Source organism: Paraburkholderia dilworthii (assembly GCF_000472525.1).
GTDB lineage: Bacteria > Pseudomonadota > Gammaproteobacteria > Burkholderiales > Burkholderiaceae > Paraburkholderia > Paraburkholderia dilworthii.
Genome location: NZ_AWZT01000071.1, coordinates 1 through 20,503 on the forward strand (window position 1 = coordinate 1; position 20,503 = coordinate 20,503).

General features: G+C 57.7%; 15 protein-coding genes and 10 pseudogenes. 10 read left to right on the plus strand and 15 right to left on the minus strand.

The window, feature by feature from the left end:
* A pseudogene (locus F759_RS43775) lies at window positions 1-247 on the plus strand (IS4 family transposase); the annotation flags it as partial.
* Between the two features lie 23 nt (window positions 248-270).
* On the opposite strand, the pseudogene F759_RS45330 reads toward F759_RS43775, so the two are convergent.
* A pseudogene (locus F759_RS45330) lies at window positions 271-1,461 on the minus strand (FAD-dependent oxidoreductase); the annotation flags it as partial.
* A gap of 124 nt (window positions 1,462-1,585) precedes the next feature.
* Here F759_RS45330 and F759_RS39300 point away from each other — a divergent pair.
* Window positions 1,586-1,831, plus strand: a pseudogene (locus F759_RS39300) (AsnC family transcriptional regulator); the annotation flags it as partial.
* Window positions 1,832-2,102: 271 nt separating this feature from the next.
* Here the strand turns inward: F759_RS39300 and F759_RS39305 are convergent.
* The 12 genes and pseudogenes from F759_RS39305 to F759_RS43505 form a co-directional block, all read right to left on the minus strand.
* Window positions 2,103-2,870 carry a GntR family transcriptional regulator gene (locus F759_RS39305; RefSeq protein WP_084534422.1) on the minus strand — a complete coding sequence of 256 codons (768 nt, stop codon included), beginning with the start codon at window positions 2,868-2,870 and terminating at the stop codon, window positions 2,103-2,105.
* A 1,146-nt stretch (window positions 2,871-4,016) separates the two neighbouring features.
* On the minus strand, window positions 4,017-5,189 hold the full coding sequence (locus tag F759_RS39310) for a threonine synthase (RefSeq protein ID WP_051377547.1): 1,173 nt from the start codon (window positions 5,187-5,189) through the stop codon (window positions 4,017-4,019).
* Window positions 5,186-6,205: a succinylglutamate desuccinylase/aspartoacylase family protein gene (locus F759_RS0132920; RefSeq protein ID WP_027803572.1), complete on the minus strand. Its 1,020-nt coding sequence runs from the start codon at window positions 6,203-6,205 to the stop codon at window positions 5,186-5,188. The genes F759_RS39310 and F759_RS0132920 overlap by 4 nt, the downstream gene beginning before the upstream one ends.
* 384 nt (window positions 6,206-6,589) lie before the next feature.
* Window positions 6,590-7,744 (minus strand): porin, encoded by a 1,155-nt coding sequence (locus tag F759_RS0132925; protein ID WP_027803573.1) that lies wholly within the window; start codon window positions 7,742-7,744, stop codon window positions 6,590-6,592.
* Between the two features lie 285 nt (window positions 7,745-8,029).
* A complete protein-coding gene (locus F759_RS0132930; RefSeq protein ID WP_027803574.1) occupies window positions 8,030-9,016 on the minus strand; it encodes an ABC transporter ATP-binding protein in 987 nt (328 codons plus the stop codon).
* Window positions 9,013-10,020 (minus strand): ABC transporter ATP-binding protein, encoded by a 1,008-nt coding sequence (locus F759_RS0132935; protein ID WP_027803575.1) that lies wholly within the window; start codon window positions 10,018-10,020, stop codon window positions 9,013-9,015. Before F759_RS0132935 ends, F759_RS0132930 begins: the two co-directional genes overlap by 4 nt.
* A 74-nt stretch (window positions 10,021-10,094) precedes the next feature.
* On the minus strand, window positions 10,095-10,955 hold the full coding sequence (locus tag F759_RS0132940) for an ABC transporter permease (protein ID WP_036025858.1): 861 nt from the start codon (window positions 10,953-10,955) through the stop codon (window positions 10,095-10,097).
* Window positions 10,956-10,957: 2 nt separating this feature from the next.
* Window positions 10,958-11,899, minus strand: coding sequence for an ABC transporter permease (locus F759_RS0132945; RefSeq protein ID WP_027803577.1), 942 nt, complete (start codon window positions 11,897-11,899; stop codon window positions 10,958-10,960).
* A gap of 60 nt (window positions 11,900-11,959) precedes the next feature.
* Window positions 11,960-13,513: an ABC transporter substrate-binding protein gene (locus tag F759_RS0132950; protein ID WP_051377548.1), complete on the minus strand. Its 1,554-nt coding sequence runs from the start codon at window positions 13,511-13,513 to the stop codon at window positions 11,960-11,962.
* A 698-nt stretch (window positions 13,514-14,211) separates the two neighbouring features.
* Window positions 14,212-14,298 (minus strand): annotated as a pseudogene (locus F759_RS42585) (IS3 family transposase); the annotation flags it as partial.
* Between the two features lie 317 nt (window positions 14,299-14,615).
* A complete protein-coding gene (locus tag F759_RS43500; protein ID WP_167334050.1) occupies window positions 14,616-15,146 on the minus strand; it encodes a reverse transcriptase domain-containing protein in 531 nt (176 codons plus the stop codon).
* Between the two features lie 32 nt (window positions 15,147-15,178).
* Window positions 15,179-15,289: pseudogene (locus F759_RS43505) on the minus strand (transposase); the annotation flags it as partial.
* Window positions 15,290-15,459: 170 nt separating this feature from the next.
* Here F759_RS43505 and F759_RS44625 point away from each other — a divergent pair.
* From F759_RS44625 to F759_RS41675, 3 genes and pseudogenes are all read left to right on the plus strand, one after another.
* Window positions 15,460-15,963 (plus strand): hypothetical protein, encoded by a 504-nt coding sequence (locus F759_RS44625; protein ID WP_244438977.1) that lies wholly within the window; start codon window positions 15,460-15,462, stop codon window positions 15,961-15,963.
* Window positions 15,935-16,219, plus strand: a complete 285-nt coding sequence (locus F759_RS44630) for a hypothetical protein (protein ID WP_027803581.1) — start codon at window positions 15,935-15,937, stop codon at window positions 16,217-16,219. Before F759_RS44625 ends, F759_RS44630 begins: the two co-directional genes overlap by 29 nt.
* Window positions 16,220-16,278: 59 nt before the next feature.
* A pseudogene (locus F759_RS41675) lies at window positions 16,279-16,425 on the plus strand (IS30 family transposase); the annotation flags it as partial.
* Here F759_RS41675 and F759_RS42590 read toward each other — a convergent pair.
* Window positions 16,401-16,703: a hypothetical protein gene (locus tag F759_RS42590; protein WP_209440534.1), complete on the minus strand. Its 303-nt coding sequence runs from the start codon at window positions 16,701-16,703 to the stop codon at window positions 16,401-16,403. The pseudogene F759_RS41675 and the gene F759_RS42590 sit on opposite strands and share 25 nt — an antisense overlap.
* 267 nt (window positions 16,704-16,970) lie before the next feature.
* On the opposite strand from F759_RS42590, the pseudogene F759_RS45335 reads away from it, so the two are divergent.
* The 5 genes and pseudogenes from F759_RS45335 to F759_RS41680 form a co-directional block, all read left to right on the plus strand.
* Window positions 16,971-17,132, plus strand: a pseudogene (locus F759_RS45335) (transposase); the annotation flags it as partial.
* A gap of 41 nt (window positions 17,133-17,173) precedes the next feature.
* Window positions 17,174-17,746, plus strand: a pseudogene (tnpC, locus tag F759_RS39325) (IS66 family transposase); the annotation flags it as partial.
* Window positions 17,747-17,844: 98 nt separating this feature from the next.
* Window positions 17,845-18,916, plus strand: a pseudogene (locus tag F759_RS39330) (Mu transposase domain-containing protein); the annotation flags it as partial.
* Window positions 18,813-19,583 (plus strand): IS21-like element helper ATPase IstB, encoded by a 771-nt coding sequence (gene istB / locus F759_RS0132990; protein WP_027803583.1) that lies wholly within the window; start codon window positions 18,813-18,815, stop codon window positions 19,581-19,583. The pseudogene F759_RS39330 and the gene istB, both read left to right, overlap by 104 nt.
* An 83-nt stretch (window positions 19,584-19,666) precedes the next feature.
* A pseudogene (locus F759_RS41680) lies at window positions 19,667-20,217 on the plus strand (IS66 family transposase); the annotation flags it as partial.
* Here the strand turns inward: F759_RS41680 and F759_RS41685 are convergent.
* Window positions 20,187-20,453 carry a hypothetical protein gene (locus F759_RS41685; RefSeq protein ID WP_456088829.1) on the minus strand — a complete coding sequence of 89 codons (267 nt, stop codon included), beginning with the start codon at window positions 20,451-20,453 and terminating at the stop codon, window positions 20,187-20,189. The pseudogene F759_RS41680 and the gene F759_RS41685 overlap by 31 nt on opposite strands.
* Window positions 20,454-20,503: the final 50 nt, after the last annotated feature.

Below are 20,503 nucleotides of genomic sequence, written 5' to 3' on the forward strand. Positions count from 1 at the left end.
GCAAGCTCCAGCTGAGGCAGCCTTCACCTCAACGGAAATAGAATTGCTCGAGTGCATAGTCCCTGACTTGCCGCTTACCGCGCAGGCACCACCGCTCCTGCGAAACCTTATCAAGGTCGCCCGGCTTGGAGGCTATCTGGGCCGAGCCAGTGATGCGCCACCAGGTAATACCGTCGTGTGGCGTGGCATGCGGCGCCTCACCGATATTCAACTAGGTTATGAACTCGCCCTGAATCGAAGTGGGTAATTGCAAGGCTGGTGCCGCGCTTACGCCACGCCCGCCTTATCCGCACCGATCTTCTTGCCATTCGGCGCACGCCCCACGGCCACCAGCACGAGGTCGTAGCGCTGCGCTTCCGCCGGCGCCTTCTCGCCCTCGAACTTCACGTAGATGCCGTCTTCCTTCGCGCCCACGGTCTTGGTCTTCAGCATCACGTTGCCGAAGCGCTTCGCGTTGTACTTCTCGCAGACCTTGACGAGGTCGCGGTCCGCGCGGTTCATCAGGTTGTCGAGCATTTCGACAACGTCGATCTCGGCGCCGAGCGTCGCGTAGACGGTGGCCACTTCGAGACCGATAATGCCGCCGCCGATTACCAGCATGCGTTGCGGAATCTGACGCAGTTCGAGCGCGCCGGTCGAATCAACCACACGCGGATCTTCCGGAACGAACGGCAGCTTCACCGCTACCGAGCCCGCGGCGATGATCGGCCTGCTTGAAGCGGACGACCTTCTTGCCGCCGTCGCCCTGCACTTCCATGTGATTCGGATCGACGAACGCGCCGATCCCCGTCACCACTTCCGTGCAGCCGATCTCGGCATGAAGACCGTGCTTGTCGAACGCTATGCCACGTTGGGCGGCGTCTGTCTGAACGTCGGCTGTATTCCGTCGAAGGCGCTGTTGCACACCGCGCTGGTGATGGACGAAGCCGAAGCGCTCGGCGCCCACGGCATCACGTTCGCAAAGCCGCAGTTCGATATCAACAAGCTGCGCGACTTCAAGTCGGGCGTCGTCAAAAAGTTGACGGGCGGCCTCGCCGGCATGGCCAAGATGCGCAACGTCGAAGTGAGGCGGAATAGCCGCCGGGGCCGGCGCCGAGCACAAGCATGTCGCACTCGATGTCGGCGGCGCCCGCGTAGCTGCCGGCTTGCGGCGCGGGCGCAGCGGCGGGCGCAGCGGGCTTCGCCGGTTCGGCAACCTTTGCTGGTTCAGCGGCCACGGCCGCCGCCGCTTCGACGAGCGCGATCACGGCGCCTTGCGAGACCTTGTCGCCCCGCCTTGATCTTGATTTCCATGACCGTGCCGGCAAGATCGCTCGGCACCTCCATGGAGGCTTTGTCCGATTCGACCGTCATGAGCGTCTGCTCCTCTTCGATCACGTCGCCCAGCTTCACATTGACTTCGATGACATCGATACCGCTGAAATCGCCGATATCCGGAACCTTGACTTCGATGAGACTCATTAATGTCCCTTATGGTCGGGAGGGTTATTGCTTGCCGTAAGTGCCGAAAGAACGTATCAGCGCAGTGCTAAATGCCTGAGATAGGTCACGTGTCCGACAAGACCTCGCACCGGATTGCCATACTATGACATCCGAAACAAATCACCCGAACCGCCGCTTGGACCGCACAGACATCGCAATCTTCCGCCAGTTGCAGGACAACGCGCGTATCACGAACGCTGAGCTCGCACGCGCGGTCAACCTGTCACCCACTCCTTGCTTCAATCGCGAAGTGCTTTGCGTCTTTGAGAAGGAGATCGCAGATCGGCCTGAGGTTATGGAGTGTTATCTGATGACAGGGAATGCAGACTATCTGCTGCGGGTTGCTCTTGTGGACAAAGATAAGACTGTTTACCTACGCTCATCTGCCAGCGATCCTAGAGCGGGAATTTGAATGTCCAACTGCGCCTATCCGGCTACGGCGGCAAGCGCTCGACTGCGCATAAGCCAAACATTTGATAACGGACAGTAGCTAGCACTTGCGTCGGCGGCTCGACGGTTGCTCTTCGACCCACCATCGCAAGTTCCCCAGTCTCTGTCGCAAACGTCATCTCCAATAACGACATTCCGAGTCCACCCTCCCTGCCCGGATGGCAGACGCGTCAACTCTTCCTTTGCGTCCTGAGCGAATCTGCGCTTACGTCGACTAATTTTACAGAACAAGCCACTTTGTCGAATGGAGACTCGACGACCCCAAATATCGACCACGATGGCGCCCTAGTCTTAATATGATAGAGTCGTCGCAAAGTCGGATATCCGTTCGGGATACCGAACACCTGCTGCGCTTCGGGAGAGGCCGGCGCAGCGTCGACAATAAGCGATATATCTTTGATCTCCTTGTTGTGGCTGCGTAGAGTATCTACGATGAATCGTTCACCAAATTCATCGACAACTTTGTCCGGTACATTAGCTGGCACAAAGGTCGAATCAAACATGATCGGGACATCTTCGACTGATATGACCTTACGCACGCAGAGCAACGCTGTGTCGGGCGCTCCTAGCTCTGCAAGAGTCGGGTCGTTAATCTTTTCTTTAGTTAACGAGACAAATTCAATTTGCGGTTCAAAGCCATGGCGTTTAGCGTCATCGAAAGAAGACATGCACACGTCCATCAACTCGCGGACGAATCTGCGACGTTCCTTGACGAAAGTCCCCTTGCCGGGGATTGATGTCAGATAGCCCGCCGACTGCAGATCGCGTAGCGCACGTTTGACTGTGATGGAGCTGACGCCAAACTCCTCGCCGAGCCGAGCTGTCGACATAATTGCGTCTCCTGGCTTGTACTCACCGGACGCGATCTTCTTCAGAATTTCCGCTCGCACGACTTCGTGAAGAGGCACTCCGGCAATATTCGCTGCAGTTCTATTCATTTCTCTTTTAGGACCCTTTGCAGTATCTGAGTCCACCGAATCTTCAGGTGGGATCCCCCGGCAGATTTCGGCCTGGCCGCGAGGCTACTAGGTATATCTTAGCATCAGATCCTTGCACATGCATTGGTGCGGAACAGGTCGGTCGCGTTACGTCGATTAATAGCTGATCGGCACGCGCAAGAAAGCGTCGTCGCGTGAACCATATCTCACTTGCCGCGCTCTGACGCGCTGAACGGCCAGTGCGGCTATGTCATGAGTTAGAAATGCATTGCTTTTCCCAGATGCTGATTGCCATTCGCACAGCGGCCTTTGCCGGCAAGAGGCGGTAACCGAGCCTGCTCAGTGCTTTCTTCCGAAGCAAGCCTCGGCGGCTTCAGCCGGCGACAGGCCGGCGTGGTAGTAAGCCTGGAGATGCCTTATGACCTTCTCATGGCTGATACGCGGGGCCTACAAAATTCGCCGCAATGGCTTTGTCGTACCACGCGCACTCCACACCTCTAACTCTCGAAGGCGTTCGAGAGTTAGACGTTCCGACCGATCGAGCATCTTTAATTCCTCTCACTCGAGACTGGCTCGGCGTTGGATAGCCCCGCAGATTCCCCAACCGCACGGTGCACTGCAGGGAAACACTCATCGTCGACGCGTGGCCACAGGTGGGAACACGTGTGACATACCGTCCTCGCGGCCAAAGAAGATATTGCGAGCGAAGCGGCCGGTCGCAAGGCCTCGACACACGCACAACGTCCACGACTTGTGTGGATGCGATTGTTGAATCGGACTAATCGATCCGGACTCTCCGGACTCTCCGGAATCGATGCAAGCCATTTTTCGATCAGCGAACGTAACGAATACTCGGTCGTATCCATCAGCCTCCCCCTCAAACATGTTTCCGGCAATCCCGCCGGGGTCTGTTGAATTGGCCATTGAGCGGCTTGCGCCATGGAACACCCAGTCATTTCGCCCAAGGAGAACGATCGGAACAACGCTCTGTTGGTTACCATGGCGCAAGGGTTTTATGCAAATTTTCTGGACTCCCGGACACTAGAGTCGAGCGAGACGGGTCGACCGACCTGTTGATCACTTCACGATTAAGTTGACCACGATCTCCACCTCAGTCAGCTCAGAAGACCGTCAAAGGGTAGTCAGTTATCGTGGGGCGGCTATGTCAAGCGGATGTTCAAAGTAAGCCTCTTCTTTGTAGCCATGCGATGTCGCAATAATCACCGCATTTGACTCATCCGACACGACTCCCGCACTTCGCAACTTTTTCAACCCGCTTAGCGCCGCCACGCTTGACAGTTCGAGATAGAGTCCCGCGCGCGCCATTTCCACTTGGTCGCGCCGGACGTCGACCTCGTCTGCGACGACGGCTGTTCCGCCAGTCATACGTAAAGCTTCCATCGCCTGGAAGGTGACGGTTTCGCCGCCGATCGAGACAATCGCCGAACGACCAAAGAACTTCCCGCGCATGTCGAATCCCGCCAGCACCTCTACAATGCGGGGAAATGGTTCCACCGCGTGCACTTTCGGTAATTTCGCTAGCATCCCAGCTTTGCGCAAATCCGCGTAGCCTTGCGCGATTCCCCAAATCACGTCACCGCGCGCAGTGGGAACAACGATGTCCGTCGGTTGTACATCGCGCGACTCTGAAAAGATCTCATAAGCTATTGCTCGATACCCATCGACACCGAACGGATTGCTTCCGACGGGAGGGGTCAAGTAGTTCGTCACCGGATACCACTCTCCAGCTCGCGCTCTATCGCATACAAGCGACCACCGCTCTTCGCCCGTCGCGGTAGCAATGATTTGCGCGCCATGCATTTCCGCAGCACGGCGCCAGTTCACGCTCATGTCCGGCGTCGTCACAACAACGCATGCGAGCCCGACACTCGCAGCGTAAGCTGCCATCGAAACACCTGCGTTCCCACTCGACGCAACGGCAACTGTAGTCGCACCCACCTCTTTTGCGCGATGCGCAACAAACGCGCTCATACGGTCTTTGTGCGAGCCTGTCGGATTGGCGCCCTCATATTTGACAGACACGCGGGCGACGCCAATCCGTTGCTCAAGTGCGCGCATACGCACGAGCGGTGTATTCCCCTCGCCCAGTAACGGCTCTCCCCGGTAAGCTAACCAGTTTTGCCATTGCGGGTGCCTGAATATCGCGTCATCATATGTGGGCGCAACGCTCACGGGCCATCCGTCTGAGGAACACTCCGGGCACCCCTCGAAATAATCTCCTACAGGATAGATGCGGTTGCATCGAATGCAGCGCATGCCGGTCATGTGTGGATTACGCTTCACCGAGCTCTGGGTCATTGTCTTTCCGCTGGCTCAAAATCTTGCATTACCGTGTAGAGGCAATCGCCTCGCCTGGTTAAGGTCGGGAAGCGCCTGCACGCGACGACGCCAGATACGTTGAACACCAGACCAACGGGGGCCTCGGTCGGTCGCTCAATAGAATGAAGATACCCGGCATGCTGCCCCGCCGTTACCTCATCGCCTGGCTTTGATGCCGGCTCGAACAGCCCCTCGGCTTCCGCGTACAGAAACCCGCCTCTTCCCCCAACCATCACACGCGTCTGTTCTGGTTGCGGCAGCGCGCCGTCAACGCGAAGGTCAATATGGTCAAGCAGACGAAGCACCGCCAAGCGAGCAAGTTCTTTGCCGTAAGAACGAAGCATCGCTCCGCCGCCTAGCTCTGCGGTGATAACGGGCACGCCCAATTTCTCGGCCGTCGCAGGCAGTGTGGTGTCCCCGCCCCCACCCTTGCCGTCAGTAACGCAGCTGAAGGGTGCACCAAATATGCGCAGCATCGTCATCTGGCGATCATCGAGATCGTTGTCGGCGAAAGGTCGAACCAAAGCACACGGGACATAATCCAGCGAGCGCCCGCCTGAATGCAAGTCAACCACCAGATCCGCCATCGGCAACAAAACGGTAGCCATGTAGTGTGCGATCATCTGTGTGGCCGTCCCGTGCGCCTCCCCGGGATAAAGCCGGTTCAAGTTACCCTCATCAAGCGGCGATACCCGACGGCCTGCTTCTACCGCAGGAAAGTTGAGCGCCGGAAGGATGATGATGCGACCATGGACTTCTGACGGTTCGATCGACCGGGCAAGCTCAAGAAGCGCAATCTGCCCCTCGTACTCATCCCCATGGGTGCCTGCAATGAGCACAGCCGTCGGGCCGTCCCCGTTCTTGATGCAAACGAGCGGAATGGGAATCCATCCATAAGCCGAAAGATCGCTGGAGATGGGCAAACGTAGCGAGCCCGTTTGCTTTCCGTCAAGCTCAAAGTCGATCGGCGTCCAGATGCGTGTAGTTTGTGCCATTTGAGATAACCTTCAGCCAGAAAAATTAATAGACGCGCTGCGGAACAGCGGGCCTATAAACCGAAAATTGAGGGTAATTCTTCATCGACTGGGTGGAGAAGTTCCTCTGAATTTTGAACTGCTCACTGGACGAACCGGAGCACATAGCGGGAGCCAATGTCCAGCCCGATATACCCGGCCACGCAATAAAGCCGGCTGCGGGGCCAATTGGGCAGAGCGGGCACGGCAAACGATGGCCCCGGTCTGGAACGACCTGCACAGTCCGGCGGGCACCCGCTCCGCCGTCAACCCATGCCCCGAGGACATACAAGCGAGACATCGCTACCTGAATCTTGTCGCGATGCCCGTCCACGCATTACCAGTTCCTGTTTTATCTTGGCTTCATCAGAACTTGTGACGAATTCCGACGACAGCAACGACCTGATTTGCCGTCGTTGAGGCCGTTGTGAAAGCGAGGTTGGCAACAGCCGGCCGCCCAGTCGAATCTGTGCCCGACGCATGCTGACCAATAACATCAGCGTAGACATCCGTCCGCTTCGACAAAAGGTAGTCCACACCGACCACGGCTTGATGGTAATGAGCGTCGTTTACTCCATATCCCTTCGTGTAGTTGTAGGCTATCCCTGCAAGGAAGGCCGGGCTTACCTGATAGCGGAAGTTGATTTCAGCGTTGTGGAATTTTGCATCGCCGCCCGCGCCCGTTGCTGGCAGGCCAGGCAACGCACCAATCTCTTGAAACTGGATGTTGCTATACACCGCACCAACCGTTGCCGCGCCAATTTTGTAGGTCGCGCCTGCAATAAAGGTCTGTTGCCTCTTCGCGGACGCGTAGCCGGAATACACACGGCTTCCGGTCATGTTGGAGGCGGTGGTGCTTGCACTGGGTGTCGTCCCGTATAACGAGTAGTTGGGATCTTGCGCTCGCTCGAACGCCACGCCAGCCGAAAGGGGGCCTTGGGTGTAGTTCGCACCGACCGACCACAGCTGATTGCGATTGAAATCACCAGCAATGCCGCCAAGACTATAAAGCCCACCGAACGTGAAGCCACCATAGGAGACACTGTTGAACTTGATTGCGTTGTTGATACGGTTCCCGCCGTTGAGGTTATCGAGGTCTCCAGGATGGGCGGCATAGTACGGCGCGAACTGATTCGCAGCTTCGTACATCCACACATAGTCCTGAAACGAGTCATACTGACGGCCAATCGTTACGGTGCCGTACTGATTCGACGATAGACCAACAAAGGCTTGGCGACCAAACCCAGCGCCTCCCTGCGCGAGTTTCCCGTTAAATACGTTGAAACCGCTCTCTAACACGAACACCGCTTTCAGCCCGCCGCCGAGATCCTCGTTGCCGCGCAGCCCCCACCGATCGCCCTGCAGATTGCCTGCAGCCATCTGATACTGATGACTACCACCAGCATTGTTCGTGTATGAAAACCCTGCGTCGATCAGGCCGTAAAGTGTGACAGAGCTCTGAGCTTGCGCCGTTGTGGCCAAGGCGACAGGAACAATCATCAGAATCAAGGTCTTTTTCATCATTGTTAGCTTCCGTTGTGATGTGGAATGACGTTTCCTGCCTTATGTATCTACGGCGGCGTCGTGGGTTATCGGACGATGCTGCGCAAAGCAGCCTGTTGCCAAAGCATCGAACAAAGCTTCCGCGGCCTTGATCCTCGCGGCAGGTTCGGTCGCGCGAATTAGCAGCGGCTGCCATCAAAGCATACGTGGTATACCTGCATTTGGGAAATAATCAAAAACCCTCGAACGAAAGTTTATTGATAGCGTTGAACTAGCCGGTCGCACACGACCACCTACGGCCTTTCAGACGTTAAGATCAGCTACTCGAATACATGCTGCCTTGTGATTAGCTGTACGGACTGTTTCTAGCGCCGGCACGACGTCACCACAGCGTGCGATGACGTTCGGACAGCGAGTACGAAAGACGCATCCGGAAGGCGGCGAGAGAGGGCTCGGGATATCGCCGGCTAGGACTTCGCGAGTGCCTCGACGTGCCGGATCTATGGCAGGAATCGATGACAGCAACGCTCGCGTATAGGGGTGCGCTGGTGCGCCGTAAATAGCTGCGCTGTCTCCCAGCTCTGCAATTCGTCCCAGGTAGAGCACAACCGTCTCGTCACATAGGTATTCAACGACACTCAGATCGTGAGCGATGAACAGAATCGTTAGCCCGCGACGGTCGCGAAGATCCTGCAGGAGGTTCAAGATTTGCGCCTGCACCGAGACGTCGAGCGCCGAAACGGACTCGTCAGCGACGAGGAATTCAGGCTCGACGGCGAGCGCACGCGCAAGGCCTATCCGCTGGCGCTGTCCTCCGGAAAATTCATGCGGGAAACGAGACAGATGATCAGGTGACAGTCCCACTTCCTGCAACAGGCCTGCGGCGATGTCATTTCGTTCACGTCGGTTGCGCCCGATGCCGTGCGCAATCAGCGCCTCGCCAATGATCTGGCGAACGCGCATTCGGGGATTGAAGCTGGAATACGGGTCCTGAAAGATGATCTGCATCCGCTTACGCATTGCCTTGAGCCCACGAGCGTCAAGTTTCGTTATATCGGTCCCGTCGAACACTATCTTGCCAGCCGTCGGTTCAACCAGCCGCAGCACGCAACGTCCGAGCGTGGTTTTGCCCGATCCCGATTCGCCGACAAGTCCGAGCATTGATCCACGAGGTACGTCGAAAGACACCTCACTGAGTGCTTGAACAGTGCCCGCAGACGTATGGAAAACTTTGGTCAATCCTTCAACGCGAAGCAATGGCTCGGAGTCTTGCAAACTGGCTGGTTTCATGCCTTTCCTCTCATCTTCCAGCATCGCGACAGGTGGTTAGGTCCACATGCCTCAAGTGTGACCGGCCCGTTGCACTTGGCTTCGGCATAGCTACAGCGGGCGGCGAATGGACAACCTTCTGATAGATCGTAAAGCGACGGCACGGAACCGGGGATAGAGGTTAGGCGCTTGCGACATCCGTTCTCATCGAGTTCTCGGTTAACTTCGGGAATGGAGGCCAGGAGCCCCAACGTATAAGGATGGTTCGGGCGCTCGAAGAGGTCACGTACCGGCGCCTGCTCCACAGCTACACCGGCGTACATCACCGCCACTTCGTCGGCAACTTCGGCGACAACGCCCATGTCGTGTGTAATGAAGAGAATCGACATTCCCATCTCGCGTTGGAGTCTTCGCATGAGGTCGAGAATTTGTGCCTGAATCGTCACGTCGAGCGCTGTGGTCGGTTCATCCGCGATCAACAACGACGGCTCGCAGGCAAGCGCCATCGCAATCATGACGCGCTGACGCATGCCCCCCGACATATGGTGAGGGTAATCGTCTACCCGCCGCTCAGCGCCTGGGATCTCAACGAGGCGCAAAAGTTCGATCGTCCTTTTTCGCGCATGCGCCCTGTCAAGAGGAAGGTGAAGTCGCAACATCTCAGCAATTTGATCGCCGACAGTCAGTAGTGGGTTCAGCGAGCTCATCGGCTCCTGAAATATCATCGAGATTTCCCTTCCTCGAATCTTCCGCATGACGCGACTACTCGCCTTCGCCAGATCGATAACTGATCCCTTAGAGGTTCTGTAGAGGATGCGCCCATCGACTACGCGTCCGGGCGGCTTGAGCAAGCCCATGATCGACAGCGAGGTCACCGACTTGCCGGATCCCGACTCACCGACGAGCGCCAGTGTCCTGCCCTTTTTGAGCGTAAAGCTGACATCGCGAATCACTTTGGCGGTTCTTCGCTTATAGACAAAATGCGTGTTGAGACCATCAACGTGCAATACATCGTCACTAGCCATGCTCTGGGCGTCTACTCTGGTCTTACCATCGTTTTCAGCGGCAGGCAGGTTGTGTAAAACTAGTTCGGCCACTTCTACAGCTCCTTCGAGAGGTTCGGGTCGAGCGCGTCCCTAAGGCCGTCACCAACGATCTGCAGCGAGAGCACGCAAAGCGTGATTGCCATGCCCGGATAGAAAATCATCCATCCCGCAGTTGACACGTACTTGCTTCCGGCATTTATCATCGTTCCCCACGTGGGCGTTGACGGATCAACGCCCACGCCTAGGAACGAAAGTCCAGCTTCGGCGAGCATCGCGTAAGCGAAGGTGAATGTCGCCTGCACTACCAATGGCGAGACGATGCTGCGGAGAACATGGTTCAAAAGGATGCGCAATGTCGAGGTCCCGAGCGCTCGCGCTGCTTCCACATATGCCAGTTCTCGAACCACCAATGTCGAGGCGCGAGCGACACGCGCCACACGCGGCGTGTAGACTATGGACAGGGCGATGATCACATTGATCACAGATCCACCAAGCGCCGCAACGAGAGCAATGGCGAGCAGAATGTCCGGGAAGGCCATCATGGCGTCGACCACTCGGGATACTGGAGTGTCCAACCGTCGAAAGAACCCTCCGAGCACGCCGAAGCAAACGCCGAAGATCGAAGAAAATGCAGAAACCGATAGGCCGACAATTAGCGAAACCCGCCCTGCGAAGATTACCCGGGACAGAATGTCCCGGCCATATTCGTCGGTACCTAGCCAATGGTTGCTACCGGGATGCTGCAACCGACTAACAATTGCCATCTTGTTTGGGGCATACGGTGCGATCAACGGTGCGAGCGCGGCAACCAATGCCATGGCAATAAGAATCGCAAGGCAGAGCGCTACCGAGTGGCGCTGCGCGAGCAACCGAACGAGACTTATCTCGGATGGGGGATGGGACACTGTTGCCATAATTAATATTTCACTCGCGGGTCGATCGCCAGGTAAAGCATGTCGATTAACAGATTGATAAGTACGTAAATCCCGGCCATCATGACAAGCACGCCTTGTATGACCGGATAGTCACGCCTGAGCACCGCGCCTACGACCAGAGACCCCAAACCTGGGATATTGAAAACGCGTTCCGTGACGATTGCGCCAGAGATAAGGAGAGCGAACGTAAGCCCAACCACAGTCACGATCGGAATAAGTGCATTCTTCAACGCGTGCCTGATTACCACGCGCCACTCGCTCATACCTTTAGCGCGAGCGGTACGTACATAGTCGTCATTTAGCACATCGAGCATCGCGGCGCGCGAGAAGCGAATGATTATTGCCGAATTGACCAGGCCGAGCACGATCGATGGCAGCAGCAGATGACGCACTGTTTCGAAAAAGGTCGCACCGGGCGCACCGAGCCCCGAAACTGGGAACCATCCCGCCCCAGTGGCGAAGTATTGCTGGAACAGCAAACCCAGCCAGAAGCTCGGAATAGAAGCGGCAAGCATTGCTCCGGAAAGCGCACCCTGATCGAACCAGCTACCGCGCCTATAGGCCGAAAACACTCCGATCGGCAGTGCTATGACGACCGCGATGATTATTGAAAACAACGTCAGCAGTGCAGTCGGTTCCGCCCGTTCTGCTATGACTTGTCGCACCGGCTCATTGAAGAAGATTGATACGCCTAGATTGCCAATAGCCATTTCCCCGAGAAACGATACGTATTGGACGAGTATTGGTTGGTCGAGGCCCATGCGTTCGCGCAAAGCTGCAATGTCTGTCAGCGTCGCGTCGGGCCCTAGCATAAGTGACGCCGGATCCCCCGGAGCGAGCCGAACAATGATGAACACCGTAGTAAGCACGATGAACATCACCGCGACCACGCCGAGAAAGCGTTTAGCAATGTAAGTGATCAAGAATTCTCTCCAATGGAAAGCGATCGGGAGGCTGACACATCACGCGTCCCAAAACCGGCGCTAGTTGTTGACTTTCGCGTTCCAGAACACCGGCCAACCGATCTCTGGGACACCGGTCATTTTGCGATTGCTGGCAGCTAGCCAAGCGAATGAGCCGACCTTGTAAAAGGGCAGTTGTTCCCAGACAAGCTTTTGTACCTGTGCGAACGCTTGCTCACGCTTCGTTGGCTCCGCAGCTGTGATAAAGCCGCGCCAGACCCTTTTACGCTCCGGCGTGTCCCAACCCATAGGTGAAGACGAATCGTAGGAGCTATACGTTGCCGGCTCTGCGTTGAACAACGAATGAGTGACATAAACATCCCACAGCTTCGGATTCGTGCGACGCTGCGTGAGTGTTGCCCAATCAACGACATCTAGCTGGACCTTGAAGCCCGCTTCCTCCAGACAGGCCTTCGCGACTTCCGCCATCTGGTAGTGGAATTCATACTGGTGCGAGGTAAGAATCCGCAGCGGCGTGCCGTCATAGCCACCTTCCTTCAAAAGCTGCGATGCTTTCTCTGGGTTGTGCTGGTTGTAGACCTCCGCACCCTCCTCGTTATGCCATCCGTAGCTCTTTGGGTAGAGCGCGCCATCCATGCTATAAAACTTTTTGTCGCCGAACGCGGCTTGAAGCATGTCGCTCGGGCACAGCGCTGCCGCGACTGCCTGACGAAGTTTCAGGTGGCTCATTGGGCCGGCCCGCAGGTTGAAAGCGAGAAACGGCCAGCCAAGGTCCGGCAGCAAGGTCGGAGCAGATTTGTTGCTTTTCTGAAGCCGGGCGTATGCTTCTATAGGAAGACCATCGGCGTAGTCGTACTGACCGGCAACAGCTCCCTCTACGCGCGTGTTGTTGTCGGGTACCGGAACGAAATCAATCTCGTCCGGAATCTGCTTACGCTCGCCCGACGTCCCGTCCGCAGGCTCCTTGCGCGAAGAATAGCCCTTGAAGCGAACCAGCTTGATGTATTGATCAGGCTTGTGCTCAGCAAGGCTATACGGGCCGGTGCCAATCAGGGCAGTCAGCTCGTTTCCCTTGATGTTCTTTTGTGGGGTAATGATGGCTGCTGACAGCGGATAAGCGAGCAGTGGCAGGAGTGGCGCATACGGCTGCTTTAGCTTGATCGTGACTACGTGATCATTGGTCGCTTCGATCCGGTCGATATTGAAGCTGTTTGAACCTTTGCCGAGGGTAGCTGCACGTACCCATCGATTGAGTGAGGCGACCACATCCTCGACTTGCATTTTGGACCTGTCTTGGAAGCTCACACCCCTGCGGATGGGGATGATGTAAGTCAAGCCGTCACCACTGATCGTCGGCAAGCTTTCAGCTAGCAAAGGACGCACTTCCCAGCGTGAATTGAAGGTGAAGAGCGTCTCAAAGATGTGCTCGCTTGGAGTCGCTACAACGTCAGTCGTTGTAATCAATGGATCGAGACCTGGCGGCTCACCGATGATTGCTTCTGTGATCACTGCCCCCCCGGAGCCTTCAGCATAAGCAATCTGGGGAGCGAATAGTGCCCCGGCGGCTAGCGTGCCGGCGGCAACGAGTTCGAGCAATCGTTTGGTCTCTGTCATCTAAGTCTCTTTAATCAAGGTTTTTAACTATCAACTGATTTGACGGAGAACGTTGTCTTCCCGGACAAGTCAGCGAGGACATGATCAGGCGCTTACCTGGGGCTCCATGACGAGAAGACCACGGCAACACAGTAGATACAGAAGTTGCGCTTCCCTCACGAACACGCCGACACCATTCGTGTTCTACACGCCGAAGGCGTGTCTGCCGGATGGAACGACACGGTATTCCTGATATACCTACAATACCATCTGACTCCCAGTGACCGCAAGCACGACGAAATTGAGCGTTGGGGAACCACCATTCCGCCGCGTCCGAAGTGTCGAGAAACGTAGAACAACGGAAGGTTGTCAGTGCGCCGGGAGACCGGCAAGGAGTAAAGAGTGCAAGTCTCTTACAACGAAGGTCTAGCAAACCACGTTGTCCCCGAGTCATGCGCAGTATGTCGCGAGACATGCGGCGAAGCGTTGACAGGGGTACGTGCGGGCCAGCCATTGAGCCGCGATGGTTTACTTATTCTGAGTGCCGAGGCCGTTGACAAGGCGCAAGGCAACACGACGGAGCGCGATATTGCGAGCACTCCGTTCGGCTCGGCGTGGTCGAAGATCCTGGCACACACGCACGCTCCTTGTTTGGGAACCGGGAGATCTCCAGTCTGGCCTCTCGCAGCAAGGACAGGTCCGCATCGGGAAGGCGAGGCGACGGGGCTCAGGAAGCCGAGCGAGACCTTGATCCGCTTTGCGTTGTACCAGCGGATGTACGAGTCAACGACTTCGACGAATTGGTCGCGGTAGGGACGATGGTTACCCATCGCCCCCCGCACAGATCCGTACGTGCAGCATTACTGCATACGGCTCCTACCAGAGGTGTTGACGCGAAACCGCTGCGTGGGATGCAGATGGACGATTCGGCAGGGTGGCAGATATCGGCGAAGCAACCTCGCGAAGCGCGACCACGGCATGCGTCTGCGTTGACTTCGACGCAGCAGCGCATGTCGCTATGCACGACCGACTTCCCGAAGGAGCCCAGCCAGCCGCCGCATGTTGTCAGGCACCGCGTGGTAGTTCAAATATCCCCGGAGTACTCGCCGCAGCCACTGACCTATCACAGGCACAGTTCATGACGCCGCCGCATCAGCGTTTCCCGAATGCTTGCCAGAGTTGCGCGCATCCGCTTCTTGATTGTCAACCGCACAATCTTGAAGTCGCCATTACTGCGCCGCCTACTGCAACAGTGCGTGAACCCCAGAAAGTCGAAGGTCTCCGGCTTGCGTATGCCGCGTTCCCGATATTGTTGCGCGGCAAATCGCCCGAAGCGAATCAACCGCGTTTTCTCTGGATGCAGTTGCAACCCGAAGTGGGCCAGTCGCTCCTGCAAACCTCGCAGGAAACGTCGTGCTTCCCCTTCATGTTGGAATCCCAACACACTATCGTCGGCATAGCGAACGATGATCACGTCGCCAGTGGCATGTCGATTACGCCATTGCTGCGCCCATAAATCCAGCGCGTAGTGCAGGTTGATATTGGCAAGTAACGGTGAATTCACCGAGCCCTGAGGTGTACCGCGCGTCGATGCAACACGCCGACCATTCTCGATTGTGCCAGCCTGCAGCCATTTGCGGACCAGACGAATCATTCGTCGGTCGGCAACCCGTGAGACAGGAAGCGGAGCATCAACCACCGGGCTCGTTTGTTGCCGGCCTTGCTGATACCCTGCTCGACGTCACCAGTGCCGCTTGCATACGGCGTCGGCGCGAGGCCCAGACAAGCGGCAACTTCCAGATACTATGGAAGAGCCGCAGAAGTAAGCCCCCGGGAGTAAAACGAGGATTCCGACACCCGTTTTTCGAAAGGAGTACGCAAATGAATGCGCCTGACACAGCCCTTCAGGGGCGGGATATGACGATCACCGGTTGCCTGTGCGTCGCCTTCGAATTAGGTGAGAAGAGTTGGAAGCTGTCGCTTCGCAACGGCGTGCTCGCGCCAACCCGGTGTACGGTGACGTCGGGCGATACCGCGGCGGTGCTGACCGCGATCGCAAAGGCCAAGCCCGCTGCCATTTGTCCGGCGGCGCCCCGGTGCGCAGCTGCTACGAGGCGGGCCGTGACGGTTTCTGGCTGCACCGCCGGCTGGCCGCACATGAAATCACCAACATAGTGGTGGATCCCGCCAGCATTGAAGTGAACCGGCGGGCCCGCCGCGCAAAGACTGATCGGCTCGACGCCGACAAACTGCTGTCGATGCTCATGCGCTACTACGGCGGTGAGCGGCGGGTGTGGGCGGTCGCACGCATTCCGACCCCGGAGCAGGAAGATGAGCGACGTGTGCATCGGGAACTGGGACGGCTGCGTCAGGAGCGCACCGCCCACTGCAACCAGATCCGCTCGCTGCTGGTGCTGCACAACCTGCGGGTCGAGCGCATCGGTGGGCGCGTGGGCGCGCTGGTGGGCTGAGCACGCCGCACAGCTGTGGCCAGGTCTGCGCGCCGAGGTTGAACGCGAGTCCGAGCGGCTCTCGCTGGTTGCCACGCAGATCAGGACGCTCGAAGCGCTCCAGGAGCAACAGGTGCGCGATGGCATACAGCCCGCGATTGCCATGCTGTCGCGGCTTGCGGGTATTGGCACCGGAGGTGCGTGGACCATGGTCAAGGAACTGTTTTTGCAAACCTTCGGGCGACGTGCCCGATCCCAGGCGAGCGCGTCCGCCTGACCCGCTCGGTAATCTTGCATGCCGAACTCACGACCCGATTTGAACGCGCGTACATCGCCTACTTCCCTAAGGGCACTGATCTCTCCGTCTATTCACAGGCTAGACTTAATGTCGTAGCCAGGCGGCTCAACGAACGTCCCCGAAAAACACTAAACTTCGATACACCGGCTGAGCGATTTCATCAAACCGTTGCATCGACCGGTTGAATCCGCCCTGGATTACGGTCATTGACCTTCCCAGCCCCGTCCGGCCCAACTATGCCGGACACCGATGAGATCTCGCTGCTTCCGTATGAAAGACTTCCCAACATGCACAGGGTCTCCGACCACGCGGGATCAGTACACGACTTGCGATTGACATCGTGCACCGTATTGCCTTCCGCTTCGCTTAACAGCGTCGGCATCCCGGAATAATTATTACGCGGCTCAATGGCTGGCCTGTCGGTTTCCCCTGACAACGCTTCGAACTGCACCTCACGGTGCATGCCGCATGACTCGGGGCCAGAGTGATTCGCCACTTCTTCTCCGTATTAAACTTTCATCAACTATCTTTCATCGGCTTTGCAGCCGCACTAAGCGCTAAGTAGAACACACCTATCATCGTCTGTGTTTAAGGGCGACGATTGCGTCCGCAACCTACATTGCGGACGCAAACCATGAACGACGACGAGTCTGATTTTATGCCACTGCGGGTCATTCGAGAATGCTCCAACGGCAAGCGAAGGTACGACCCTGAGGGTAAGCGCCGACTGATGGAGGCGTGCTTGCTGCCGGGTGCGTCAATCGCCGGCCTCGCACTCAAGGCTCAAGTAAACGCAAACCAGCTGCACAAGTGGATTCGCCTGCATGAGAGGGCAAAGTCTGCTCATGCAGCCGAAGACACGGTCGACCCGGCAACGACGGCGTTCATCCCGGTGGTTTCTGCCGAACACAGCTATCCGGATTCCGATCCCAAGTCGTCAGGCATGTTCGCTTCAAACATGCATGCCGTCATTGCGAGCGTTTCGCCGAGCGTACGCCGATCCTGGTCGCGCCGATGCCGGCGCAACCGTTACCGGGCAGTCAGGCCGGCTCCGCGATGATCGCCACAGTAATGACGGGCAGGTATGTCGACGGCACGCCGCTATACCGGATGGAGGACGCGCTCGGGCGCGCGAACATTCCGGTGGGCCGAGGTACATTGGGGCACTGGGTCATCTAGCCAACGCAATTGCATCTGGAGCGCCTCTACCAGTCGTTACGCAAGACCTTGCTGTCGCAGCCACTGATTCATGGCGACGAAACCACCGTTCAGGTGCTGAAGGAGCCGGGCAAAACCGCGCAAAGCCAGTCTTATATGTGGCTGTATCGAAGCGGGGAGGATAGCGCAGAGCCGGTGGTGTTGTTCGACTATCAACCCGGACGTGGCAAGCAATATCCCCCGACGTTTCTCGCGGACTACAAAGGCCTGGTCATGTCCGACGGCTACAGCGCGTGGCGAACGATCAAGGGCGTCACTCACTTCGGTTGCCTTGCTCATGCGAGACGCGGACCACGGCGGTCGGTCAAACTCCCCCGGGTATGGGTCACTTCAAACTCCCCCACCTGACGACCGTCGGCTGAGCCACTAAAGCTGCCGGGAGAGGTGTCGTCCTGGACAATCTCCGGGAGGGCGTCATCACGCCCGATCTATACGAACCCGAGATCAACCGGCTCTATGAGGCGATGCTCGAGCATTACGGCGTCGTCGCCGCCCCTGCCCGAGTGCGCGACCCGAATCGAAAAGGGACCGTCGAGAACGCGATTCAACATACGCAGGGCACCGCGCTCGCCGGCCGCCGTTTCGAGTCGCTCGAAGCCCAGAACGAATTCCTGATGCACTGGGAGGCGAACTGGGCGGCCAAACGCATTCATGGCATCACCCGGCGACAGGTCGAGGCCATGTTCCAGGAGGAGAGGCCGCATCTGCGGGCGTTGCCGACCACCGGCTTTCGCTACGTCATGGAGGTCGTGCGTACCGTCTGGGACGACACCACTGTCAACATCGATCGCAGCAACTATGCGGCACGACCCGCAGCGATCGGTAGTCTCGTTTCAGTGCGGATCTACGATTCCACCATCGAGATTCGCGATCGCCGTACGCAGGCCTTGCTGCGCACCCATCCTCGCGCCCTGCAGGCCGGTTCGCTTGAACTGCCCGAAGACGAACGCCCGTTCAATCCGTCCCGCCAGAGCGCCTTCCTGCTCGCGAGCGCTGGCGACATCGGGCGGCAAACAAAGGCGCTTTGCCAACACATGTTCGACAGCGAAGGTCGCGTCGGCCATCGCGCCATGTGGAGCATCGTCGGTCTGGCGAAGAAGTATCCCGCCCGGCTCGTTGAACAGGCCTGCGACCACGCACTACGTCATCACGTCTGCCGGTACGAACAGATGCGCGCGATCGTCGAGCAGCTGTTCGAACAGGCACTCGAGCGTCTCGATCAGGCACCGCAACTCGAACTGCCTCTCACGCAGGACCACCCGCTGATCCGTCCTGCCGCCCAATACGGCGAACTCTTTACCCTCGGTGCGCAGCACGGCGCCGAACCTCAACCTCCGACGAGAGAAACGCAGGCATGACCATGACATTACCGGAAATCGAACGGGCCCTCGGACAGCTCCACCTGTCTGGTGTGCGCGACACACTCAAAACGCGCGTGCTGCAGGCCCAGGGCTCCCAGCAGCCATTCCTCGAAACCTTCGCACTGATCCTGCAGGACGAACTGGATCGCCGCCAGTCCCGGCTCATCGAACGCCGCTACAAGCTCTCCGGCCTCGAAGAGAAATTCACGCTCGCCGAATTCGACTGGGGCTTCAATCCCAAAGTGCCTCGCCAGGCCTGCTTCCAGCTGCACGCGCTGAAGTTCATCGCCGCCGGCGACAACGCGCTGATCATCGGCAAACCTGGCACCGGCAAATCGCACGTTGCGAAGGCCGTCGCTTACCAAGCCGTCCTGCAAGGCCACAAGGTGCAGTATCTTGAGACCGACGACTTCTTTAACCGTTACGCGCTGAGCCCGACTGCCCAGCGCGAAGCCCGGCTGCGGGCTATCCTCGAAAGCGATGTGCTTGTGCTGGACGATCTGTTTCTGTCGCGCACGATCCCCGATGCCGCGGACGCGCTGCTGCAAACCCCGATCCATCAACGCTACAAACTGCATCGCAGCGTTGTCGTCACATCCAACCGCGTTGTGCAGGATTGGGGCGCATACCTGGGCGACAACACGATGAGCACCACGATCCTCGACCGGCTCATGCATCACTGCCACCTGCTCGAGTTCGATGGTCGCAGCTATCGCCTTAAAGAGGCCGCTGAAACGCTTGCGAGAAAAACGAAAACCAGCTAAATAAAACCCTTAGTCCTGCTGCACAGGGTGGGGGAATTTGCGCGACCATAAGTGGGGGAGTTTCAACTGACCGTCCGGGCGGATTCGTGGAGGCCCTGAAGACGCAGAAAAAACCAAGCAAACGGGCACAGCAGGCTCTCGAATTCTTTCAGCGACTCGATCGCGTCGAAGCACTCGCACGAGAGGAGCCGCCGGGCGGCGAAACCCGCGCTGCGTATACATTACGATTGCGACGACAGCACAGCGTTCCGCTGCTTGACGCATCTAAAGCCTGGCTGGACGAGCAGGCACCACAAGTGCCGTCTGAAGATCGCTGGGCAATGCCATCAGATACGCGCTTAACCAGTGGGAATATCTCAGCCGTTACGTTGCCGACGGGCTAGCCCCGGTTGACAACAACGTTGCGGAAACCGACATCCGCCCGTTTGCCACCAGCAGGAAAGTCTGGCTCTTCAGCGACACAGTCCCGGGAGCGAAAGCCAGCGCCGTCATCTACAGCCTCGTGCTTACGTGCCGCGCGAGCAACGTCGAGCCGTACGCGTACCTGCGTCACGTCCTTACGCAACTCAAATCCGCGTCAAGACGGTATCAGCAACCTTGCAATTACCCACTTCGATTCAGGGCGAGTTCATAACCNAGTTGAATATCGGTGAGGCGCCGCATGCCACGCCACACGACGGTATTACCTGGTGGCGCATCACTGGCTCGGCCCAGATAGCCTCCAAGCCGGGCGACCTTGATAAGGTTTCGCAGGAGCGGTGGTNCCTGCGCGGTAAGCGGCAAGTCAGGGACTATGCACTCGAGCAATTCTATTTCCGTTGAGGTGAAGGCTGCCTCAGCTGGAGCTTGCGGCGCACATCGGCTGATCATTGTCAGCCAGAATATGCGCCAGCTCAGGATGCAGAATACGGAGACAAGGT